Source organism: Myxosarcina sp. GI1(2024), assembly GCF_053543375.1.
In genome coordinates, this window is record NZ_JBKGTY010000001.1 from 1,468,944 (window position 1) to 1,478,724 (window position 9,781).

Sequence of the window (9,781 nt, forward strand, 5' to 3'; positions counted from 1 at the left end):
AGCAAAGGTATTCTATCTTATTTTGTCTGTTTAAATTGTTTAAGTACCGTTAATACTTACAAAGCACGAGGCTTACAAGCTCTAGAAATAAATTCAAGATACAGCCCCTCAACTTTCTTGAGTTTACCTTACCTTTATCGAGTAAACGTCGCTCGAAGTCCTTGATGACGCGCTCAACACGAACGGCAACTAAAGCAGCCATGTAAAATACACAAAAGGGGCAAGTGCGTAACTCCTATAAGGGTTTGAGAGTAATTTTTAGTTAATTTTGCTACAAACAAACTCTTTAATATTTTGTAATCTAAAGTCTCCCTCCGATTGCTTATCAAGACCGCCCCTCTTCTGGGGCGGTTTTTTTATTCTTTTGATTTAACCAGGCGGCCAATTTAGTTGGCGACCACCCAAAACATGCAAATGCAGGCGATCGACGCTTTGACCTGCATTTGGTCCATTGTTGATCACTACGCGGTAGCCAGCAGTTAAATTTGCCTGTTCTGCTACCTTTTTTGCCGTCATTAGCAAATGACCCAGTAAGTCAGTATCTTGAGAAGTAGAATCTGACAAACGAGGAACTAACTTTTTAGGAATAACTAAAATATGGGTGGGTGCTTGGGGATTGATATCTTTAAAAGCCAAAGCCAGATCGTCTTCGTAGACTATATCGGCAGGAATTTCACGCTGAATAATCTTGCCAAAAATATCGCTCATAAACTAACAGCTTTAGTTACAACAGGCTAATTGTAGAACTTTGCGTGGCTAAAACCAATCTCTCGAACTTTTTTCTCAAATCGAAGGTAATGTAATCAAGGTGTTAACTAAGTAAGAAGATGACAACTCTACTGATCGAAAACATTCATACCCTGGTGACGATGGACGATGAAAGACGTGAGATTCGTCATGGTGCCCTATTTATCAGAGACAACGTTATCGAACTGGTAGGGACGACAGAGGAATTACCCGCTACGGCGGATGAAGTTCTCGACTTAGAAGATAAGCATCTGGTTTTACCTGGTTTAGTAAATACCCATCATCATTTTTTCCAAACTCTAACCCGCGTTACCCCGGCAGGACAAAATGTAGATTTGTTTCAATGGCTGACGGCGCACTATCCTTTATGGTCTAAGCTAACTGCCACGGGGATGTATTATAGTTCGCAAATGGCAGCCGCAGAGTTAATTCTATCCGGTTGTACCACCGCTAGCGACCATCACTATTTATTTCCCAATGATTGCATCCTTGACGAACAAATTCGTGCCGTCGGAGAAATAGGATTGCGGTTTCATGCCAGTCGCGGCAGTATGAGTGTTGGAGAAAGTCAGGGTGGTTTACCTCCAGATTCCCTAGTAGAAAAAGAAGCAGATATTTTAAAAGATTCTCAAAGATTAATCGAATCTTATCACGATAATTCACCTTATTCGATGCTGAGAATCGTTCTTGCCCCTTGTTCGCCTTTTTCTGTCTCTACGGACTTAATGCGGGAGTCAGCAGCAATGGCAAGGAGTTATTCAGGAGTGAGACTGCACACCCATTTAGCAGAAAATAAGGGAGATGTAGATTACAGTCTATCGCAGTTCAATCTGATTCCTGGAGACTATGCCGAGTCGGTTGGCTGGCTCGGAGATGACGTTTGGCACGCACACTGTGTGAAGTTAAGCGAGCGCGCTCTCGCCAAATTCGGTCAGACCGGTACGGGAGTAGCCCATTGTCCCTGTAGTAATATGCGTTTGGCTAGCGGTATTGCACCTATTCGCAAAATGCTAAATGCTAAGGTTCCAGTAGGCTTAGGTGTAGACGGAGCGGCCTCTAATGATGCTACCAACTTATTTCACGAAGCTCGTACTGCTTTTTTATTAGCTCGTGTCAAAGATGAGTCGGCGGGTGTAATGACAGCCCGCGATGTCTTAGAAATTGCCACCAGAGGTGGGGCAAGAGTTTTGGGACGAGACGATATTGGTTATCTCGCACCCGGAATGGCAGCCGATTTGATCGCTGTTAATTTAGACCGTCCTGGTTTTGTGGGTACGCAACAAGACCCAGTTGCAGCTTTAATTTACTGTCAAAATGACTGTGTAGACTATAGTTTTATTAACGGCAAAAAAATTGTCGCTGGAGGCAAACTAACTACAGTAGAACTAGAAAAACTAATCGAAACAAGTAACCAGATCTCTTTGAGTTTGGTTGCAGGTTGAGCAACGCTCAATCGCAGCGCTGGATTTTACATCCAGCGACCGATTGAGCTAAATTTCGCCTTTGAGAAAATGTCACTTAACTTTTAGCTGCATCTAAAAAATCCCCAGATAATTTTAGAATAGAGAAATGCGAACCGAGAGATGGTGTTTTTTAAAAGAAAACTTACTTATCTTGGCGATCGCCATACTTTTATCAATCGTTAACCAACATTGTTGAAATATAGCTATCAAGTCCAAGTCAGAGAGCTACCATTGATTTTGGCAGGTCCGATTTTACGGCGGACAGAAGCCGACCGGGTTACGGTTTGGTTGGCATTAAAAGCACCTTGTCTGGTAAAGCTACAAATATACGCTACGCGAGATAATGGGGCAACGTTAACGGAAGTAATCGCCAGAGGACAAAGTAATACGATTCAATTAGGCAAACATCTAAACCTGGTGACGGTAACGGCAGCAGCGAGTGCGGATAATCTTCTACAACCAGAGCGTCTTTATGGTTATAACTTATGGTTTGGATTGGGCGATCGCCAAATTGAGTTACTTGCTGCTGCTAACACGGAAAACTTTACTAGCCAACTGAGTTACTTTTCACATCAGTTACCCACATTTTGTTTACCAGCAAACGATGTAGCCAACTTGCGGCTGGTTCATGGTTCTTGTCGCAAACCCCATGGTGGGGGTAAGGATAGTTTGGCTTTGCTGGACAATTCGATCCGAGAAACAGCAGATTTGCCTCAAAAACGACCCCAACAATTATTTTTAACCGGCGATCAAATCTACGCCGATGATGTAGCCGATCCAATTTTGTGGGCAGCCCAAGGCATGAGTGAGTCACTGATGGGATGGCAAGAGAAGTTACCGCTACAAAGAGGCAAGCTTGCCGCCAGTCAAATGCCTCCAGGAAAACGCAGCGAACTCGCCCGTCTGGAGGGAGGCTTTACTGCCATGTTGGATAATAAGCCAGAAAAGGCCAAAAGTCATCTTGTTAGTTTGGGGGAGTATCTTGCCGCCTATCTACTAGCTTGGTCGCCAGTTATTCAACTAAACTTTCCCCAAGGTAAGAGCTTATTCGATCGCGATCGCTCGGCTCAAGCCTGGGATAAAGAAGTCCGTACCCTCCAGAGCTTTATCGCTAGTAGTCCCAAGGTTAGAAGGGCGTTAGCTAATATTGCCACCTATACCATTTGTGACGACCACGACATCAGTGACGACTGGTATCTCAACCGTAAATGGTGCGATCGCGTTCTCAGCAAACCTTTAGGAAGAAGAGCGCTCCAAAATGCTTTGCTGGCCTATGCTCTGTGTCAGGCTTGGGGTAACACTCCCCAAAATTATTCCTCTGGAACTTCGGGAGAGAAACTCCTACAGGCAGCAGTCCGTTATTGCTCCTCGGCAGGAACCGACCCATCAGCGAGCGCCGAACTAGAACGCTACTTAGGCATACCCGCCCTCGATCCTGCTACTGGTTTACCCCAACTGCAATCGGATGGCGAGGTCTCGATTCTCCAACGCGATCGCCAAGCTTTAAACTGGCATTACAGCCTACAATACCCCCAGCACCAAATAATCGTCATCGATACCCGTACCTGGCGCGGCTATCCTGCAGGAACCAGTGGTATAGAACCGCCTATGTTGTTATCTCCTACTGCTTTTCAGCAACAGCTAGAAACGCCTCTAGCTGTCAAAGAACGCTCCGACATACTAACCATTCTGGTTTTACCTACCAACATAGTTACCCTTTCCATCATCGATCGCATTCAAAAATTAAACTTAAACAAAGGTAAAGTATTTGGTAATGATGTCGGAGACTCTTGGAACTTTAATCAAGTCGCTTTGGCTCAACTGCTATATAGTATCTGTCACAGGCGCGAGCGAGTGGTAATTCTCTCGGGCGATATTCACTACAGTTGTGCGGTTCGTCTATCTCAGTGGTTTCGTGGAACGAGCCCAGCCTCTGTATTAGTCCAGCTAACCTCTAGTGCGATTAAAAATGCCGAATGGAAGACCAGTATCATCCATACCAAACTCAAACATCTGCTGCCAGAACCGACAGAAAACTGGCTAGTTTGGCAAAAACCGTTAAAACTCGTCAAACTTACTTGGTGGCAGCGACTCGGCTTGGGTAAGTTAACAGCATCACCCCAAAATTTGCCCAATTGGCAATATCGCATTGAATGGATCGAATCTAGTGGAATTGAAAGACTGGGTTGGGGGAGGCAAATGTCCCAAGCAGTTAAGGAGTCTAGTTTTTGGCAGCGAGTGCTAGACTGGATTGCTTTTTTACTGTGGCGGAACCCGTGGTTTCAGACAGGAAGAGAAGTAGTCGGACACAACAATCTCAGCTTAGTTCGTTTTCAACTAGGGGCTGATGACCGAGCGCAAGCCGTAGTTCAAGAGACTTACTGGCATCCCCCTTGGGATATCAACCTCAGCGTCAAAAGTAGCTATGTCGTCTCACTAAATTCAGATTCGTCACCACCTCTAGAGATTGCCGAAAAACAAGCCTGAAGGGTTATCAGTAAAACGACAATAATACTGTCGATCGATCTGATAGGTTTGTTTTTTAAGCGATCGCAAACACCATGAGTAAACTCTATATCTGAATGAGTTTGAATAAACTTTTCTACAGTTAACCAATAACCTTTATCATTACGTTTAATTTACCCTTAGAAACCGATCGCTCAAACAGAAAAATTTTGTTCGACTAAAATTTTGTTCGACTGGGTAACTCCTGCCTCAGAGACATTGGTAAAGTGTTTTTGTTTTAAACTACTCTAGTTTTATACATATGCCATATAAATTTATAGTATGGCTTTTTTGTCGTAACTGTAATTAAAAATAGGAAACCGTAGTGCTTGAAACCCAACCATTCATACTAGTTACCGGAGGAGCGGGATATATCGGCTCTCATACTGTAGAAGCCTTACAAAGTAACGGTTATATTCCAATCGTGCTTGATAATTTGGTTTACGGACACCAAGAGCTAGTTGAAGCTCTACAGGCTAAGCTAATTGTAGGAGATATTAGCGATCGCGCTCTATTAAGTCAAATATTCGAAACTTATCCAATTGCTGCGGTTATGCACTTTGCTGCTTACGCATACGTAGGAGAATCAGTAAAAGATCCGGCAAAATATTATCGCAACAACGTTGCAGGTACGTTGACACTGCTCGAAGCAATGATAGCGGCATCAGTCAAAAAAATTGTCTTTTCATCAACTTGTGCCACCTATGGCATTCCTAGTGTAGTTCCCATAACTGAAGATTGTCCCCAAAACCCCATCAATCCCTATGGAACGAGCAAGCTGACGATCGAAAAGATTTTAGCGGATTTTGAACCGGCATACGACTTAAAATCTATAATTTTTCGCTATTTTAATGCTGCTGGAGCCCATCCAGAAGGAATATTAGGAGAGGATCATTTTCCCGAAACTCATCTAATACCACTGGTATTGCTAACAGCTTTGGGTAAGCGAGATTCAATTTCTATTTTTGGAACGGATTATCCAACTTCAGACGGTACTTGCGTCAGAGACTATATTCACGTGAGCGATTTAGCCAAGGCTCATGTATTAGGATTGAACTATTTGCTTCAAGAAGAGCAGAGTCAAATCTTTAACTTAGGTAACGGTATGGGGTTTTCAGTGAAACAGGTAATTGAAACTGCTAGAGAAGTTACGCAGAAACCCATTAAAGCTATAGAATGCGATCGCCGTCCTGGAGATCCTGCTGTTCTAATAAGTAGTAGCGACAAAGCCAAAAAGCTGTTAAATTGGCAGACAAAATATCCAAATATTAAAGATATGGTGACTCATGCTTGGAATTGGCATCAAAAACGCCACAATTAAGTAAGATTGTTTGAGTTATGGTTTGGTGGTAACTGAGATATTAAGTAAATATCGACTTTAATCCCTCTTCTAAGAAACCAAACTAGTACACATTGGCGTTGGTAAATTAAGGTATGAGTGTCTGAGTAATGCGATTGCCCGAAGGGCAGTGGTTTCGCCAATCCCTAAGAAAGAAAATTGGCGTTGCTGATTAAGTAATGCCGTACAATGGATTACTGTTCGTAGCTATAAGCTCTAAGCTTTAAGCCATAAGCTTTTTAAAAAAGAGTATATCTGGTGACTGAATAAGAAAATGTTCAATATCATTACAATTACAATTCAGCAACGCCAGAAAATTATTTTTTACTGAATCGATCGCAGTAACCTCTGTATGTTCGAGCGCAGTCGAGAAATTGCCTTTGACGAGCGACACAAATCTAGTTTTGTTTACCTTTCTCGTTTCCATTTTTGTTGATGTGAGTAGATTTGCATTCTGGACACTGCATTGACGTTTAATTCTGGTTGATTATAGTTGGCGATCGCATTACCTAAAAATCATACCCCAAATTACCAACATCATTTTTTCTAACGTTTTGGTTGGCGAAAGCGATAAATATCTTCAATGACTTTTACCCAACCATCGGCAACTGATTCTAAAATGCGATCGCCTTTGTCTTTGGTGGCGGCTCGAGCATCTCCCATTACGCCACTTTTGCTTAATTCTTTGGTCAACCAGGCAAAGGGTAATTTACCTTCCATACTTAATAAACTATTTTCTGGAAGTCTTTGAGGATATTCAGTTACGGCTCGCTCCATTTTGACTCGTTCGGGTAATAATGACAACATAATGCTAGTTTCGGCATCTCCTGCATGGATGCCATATTCTTTCTCTTTTGAAGTTAGTAATTCTCCAGCAACGTGAGGCACTCGCCAAGTAAATAGAGGAAATACGGCAAAATCCTGCTTTTCTTGATGGATATCTCTGGCAGCTATCTCCATAATCTGCGGTTGTCCGCCATGAGAATTCATGAGAACTAATTTGCGAAATCCTGCTTGATAGATACTGTCTGCCATTTCTTTAATCACAGACAACAATGTTGTAGCACTAAGAGTAATCGTGCCCGGAAATTGCCAGTGTTCGTTAGATTTGCCATAGTACAGACAGGGTAAAGCATAGGCAACAATGTTGTCGTTTAGTTTACTTAAAGCTTTACCTAACACTCCTACACTAATAACAGAATCGACAGCAAGGGGTAAATGCAGTCCGTGTTGTTCGATCGCACCGACTGGTTGAATAATTACTACATTTTCCTTATCGGGCATCTCTGCAATTTCATTCCAGGTTAAATAAGGGAAATATCTTTTTGGAGGAATAAAGCCGTGCATCATCTGGATGTAAATTTTGGAATTAATTAACGTAATATTTTAAAATTATGCAACGCAATACAAATAAACTGTTATGCAATTATTTTTGCTTGGATGGGGAGAGACTTTCTAGTAATGCTTTAAGAATCAGATAAGAAGACGTAGCCCCTGGATCCTGATGTCCGACGCTCCTTTCTCCTAAATAACTAGCTCGTCCTTTTTTAGCTATTAAAGGAATTGTTTGCTTCATACCCATCTCTGCTGCTTCTACGGCTTGTTTTAAAGCATCTACTATTGTATTTCCTTTGCCGACAGACTCAGTGAAGGTAGTTACTGCTGGGGATAGAGCATCTAACATCGTTTTATCACCAAGATTAGCTTTACCTCGCTGGACTACTCCGGCTACTCCTGCTTGAAGCAAGTCAGCCAACTCGGTGGGAGTTAATTCTTCTTGTCCCATTACTGTGGTAGAAGCTCGCAGAAAAAAAGTACCGTAAAGAGGACCGCTAGCTCCACCAACACCAGAAATTAGAGTCATGCTAACTGTTTTAAGAATAGTGCCGATATCTTTAGTTTCTGACTGTAATAACTGAGAAGCTACTTTTTGAAATCCGCGATCGAGATTAATACCATGGTCCGCATCTCCAATAGCAGCATCTAGCTCGGTCAAATAATCTTTATTTTCTGAGATTGTCCGAGCTACTGTTTGCAACCAGTCTATGATTTGTTGTTTAGTTACGTTCATTATTTTTTCCCTAGCAAAAATTATGCACTCCAACGTAATGCAGGGGTTTTAACTGGCGCATCCCATAATTGAACTAGTTCGTCATTTAGTTTTAGGAGGGTAATCGAGCAACCTTGCATTTCTAGGGAAGTAATATAAGACCCGACTAAACTACGTACAATTTGAATATTTTCCCGATCGCAGATTTGCGCTAATTTCCGATAAACGATGTAAAGTTCGGATAATGGGGTACCGCCCATACTATTAACGAAAGCCAAAATGCGATCGCCGGAACTTAAGGGAGGGTCAGTTATTTCTAACTCTACCCATTCTTCTTTATCTTCATCCAACTCCCGCAGGGTACGAGTGTATGAGGTATCTTTAAGAATTGACTGAGCCAGGATTTCCGCAATCTCATCTGCGGAGACTAAAGGCAGTCGTTGACGACCTGGTTCGCCGTGAATACCAATGCCGAACTCAATTTCCTTTTCTCCTAGCTCAAACATAGGAGAGCCCTTGGCTGGGGGCGTACAACTCGTTAGTGCCATACCCATACTGCGTCCGTTGAGATTTACCCGACGACAGAGTTCTGCTACCTGTTTGAGATTGTATCCTTGCTCCGCAGCAGCACCACAAATTTTTTCAGCTAGAACCGTCGTTCCTACACCCCTTCGTCCTTGAGTATAGAGACTGTCTTTTACGGCAACATCATCGTCGATTAGGATATTTGCTACCTTGATTCCCTCGGAAAGGGCTAATTCCGCTGCTAATTCAAAGTTCATCACATCGCCACTGTAATTTTTGACAATGTTTAAAACACCCGCACCACCATTAACCGCCTTAGCTGCTGCTAACATTTGGTCGGGAGTAGGAAAAGTAAACACTTCCCCAGGACAAGCAGCATCGAGCATTCCCATTCCCACAAAACCTCCATGTAGGGGTTCGTGTCCGCTCCCGCCGCCTGAAACTAACGCTACTTTATTTTGTATTGGCGCATCAGCACGATAGATAAAGTGTAAGGATTCAGGTGCAAGCATGAGGAATAAGAGAAGGATAAGAACAATGTCCAACTGTAGCTTGTAAAGTCTGTTGAAAAAAAGTAATCACCGAACGTCCTTGCAAACGACAAGATTGAATTGCACTCAGCAGGTTGGCTGTATGTTGAAACCGTTCGATGGAACGAGAGCCACCACAAACTTTCCGCTTGGTTACAGCAGTTCTCAAACATCGTTCAGCTAGATTATTGTCGGGGGGTATCTGAGGATGTGTCAGAAAATACCACCATTGCTCCGCCTTATCACGCAGCGAACGTAGCAGTTTTCCAGCTTCATGACCAGCATTCTTGAGCCAAGTCTTAATTGCGCTAGTCACTCGCCTTCGGAAATCCTCTGCCCAATCTCGATAGTGGCTTTCCTGATGGGTCTGTCGCCAAACCCGATGTTGCTTAAATGCCTCATCAATTAGAGACAGAAAGGTGGTAGCAATTTCTTGGTTATCTACCCCTTTAGTCTTTAACAGTTTTTGAAAATGACGACGTAGATGAGCCAAACACTTTTGTTGTCCTGCTACTGAATAGCCGTTGTAGACACTAAAATCGTCGCTAATCAAAACTCCATCATAGAATACTCCTAATACAGCTTCCAATTCTCTGCGTTTTCTAGTATCGCCGGCATGAAA

Annotated in this window: 9 protein-coding genes; 3 read left to right on the forward strand and 6 right to left on the reverse strand. The window is 42.8% G+C overall.

Annotated features, from left to right (window positions below):
* Positions 1–369: 369 nt before the first annotated feature.
* On the reverse strand, positions 370–708 hold the full coding sequence (locus tag ACLFKQ_RS07035; protein WP_448999115.1) for a histidine triad nucleotide-binding protein: 339 nt from the start codon (positions 706–708) through the stop codon (positions 370–372).
* A 119-nt stretch (positions 709–827) separates the two neighbouring features.
* Here ACLFKQ_RS07035 and ACLFKQ_RS07040 point away from each other — a divergent pair, with 119 nt between their 5' ends.
* The 3 genes from ACLFKQ_RS07040 to galE all read left to right on the forward strand — a co-directional run bounded on the left by ACLFKQ_RS07040 (position 828) and on the right by galE (position 6,036).
* The gene (locus ACLFKQ_RS07040; protein ID WP_448999116.1) at positions 828–2,189 is read left to right on the forward strand and encodes an 8-oxoguanine deaminase; all 1,362 of its coding nucleotides are present in this window, start codon (positions 828–830) and stop codon (positions 2,187–2,189) included.
* Between the two features lie 213 nt (positions 2,190–2,402).
* The gene (locus tag ACLFKQ_RS07045; protein WP_448999117.1) at positions 2,403–4,697 is read left to right on the forward strand and encodes a PhoD-like phosphatase; all 2,295 of its coding nucleotides are present in this window, start codon (positions 2,403–2,405) and stop codon (positions 4,695–4,697) included.
* A 343-nt stretch (positions 4,698–5,040) separates the two neighbouring features.
* Complete coding sequence (galE, locus tag ACLFKQ_RS07050; protein ID WP_448999118.1) at positions 5,041–6,036, forward strand: UDP-glucose 4-epimerase GalE; 996 nt, start codon at positions 5,041–5,043, stop codon at positions 6,034–6,036.
* A gap of 416 nt (positions 6,037–6,452) precedes the next feature.
* Here galE and ACLFKQ_RS07055 read toward each other — a convergent pair whose 3' ends face one another.
* The 5 genes from ACLFKQ_RS07055 to ACLFKQ_RS07075 form a co-directional block, all read right to left on the reverse strand.
* Entirely contained in the window at positions 6,453–6,521 is a 69-nt protein-coding gene (locus ACLFKQ_RS07055) for a transposase-like zinc-binding domain-containing protein (RefSeq protein WP_448999472.1), read from the reverse strand.
* 79 nt (positions 6,522–6,600) lie between these two features.
* A complete protein-coding gene (locus ACLFKQ_RS07060) occupies positions 6,601–7,404 on the reverse strand; it encodes a creatininase family protein (RefSeq protein ID WP_448999119.1) in 804 nt (267 codons plus the stop codon).
* A 76-nt stretch (positions 7,405–7,480) separates the two neighbouring features.
* Positions 7,481–8,125 (reverse strand): dihydroxyacetone kinase subunit DhaL, encoded by a 645-nt coding sequence (gene dhaL, locus ACLFKQ_RS07065; protein ID WP_448999120.1) that lies wholly within the window; start codon positions 8,123–8,125, stop codon positions 7,481–7,483.
* A 20-nt stretch (positions 8,126–8,145) separates the two neighbouring features.
* Complete coding sequence (gene dhaK / locus ACLFKQ_RS07070; RefSeq protein ID WP_448999121.1) at positions 8,146–9,141, reverse strand: dihydroxyacetone kinase subunit DhaK; 996 nt, start codon at positions 9,139–9,141, stop codon at positions 8,146–8,148.
* Positions 9,128–9,781 (reverse strand): IS66 family transposase (locus ACLFKQ_RS07075; protein WP_448999122.1); only part of this gene is annotated, 654 nt, incomplete at its 5' end. The genes dhaK and ACLFKQ_RS07075, both read right to left, overlap by 14 nt.